Consider the following 231-nt stretch of genomic DNA (forward strand, 5'->3'; position numbering starts at 1 on the left):
TTTCTACTTCAAGCTGCAGGCCGGCGAAGGCACGCTGCTCATCCAGAGCGAAGGCTTCGATTCGCCGCGCGATGCCGGCCAGCTGAGCGGCGTGCTCAAGCAGACCGAGCACGGCGATGGCCTGCAGAGCGAGTTGTTCAAGCTCGAGGCGGAAGTGGAGGGGGTGCTGGCGGCATTGCAGGAGCTGCGCGAGCAGGCGTGAGGCAACGGCGTACCGACCCACGGGCGGGG

The 231-nt window shown here is 67.1% G+C and carries 1 pseudogene; it reads left to right on the forward strand.

Features of this window, described 5'->3' with window-relative positions:
- Positions 1-202: pseudogene (locus ACQG3P_RS25000) on the forward strand (tryptophan--tRNA ligase); the annotation flags it as partial.
- Positions 203-231: the final 29 nt, after the last annotated feature.

It is taken from the genome of Stenotrophomonas sp. SrG (genome assembly GCF_050031795.1).
Classification (GTDB): Bacteria; Pseudomonadota; Gammaproteobacteria; order Xanthomonadales; family Xanthomonadaceae; genus Stenotrophomonas; species Stenotrophomonas rhizophila_A.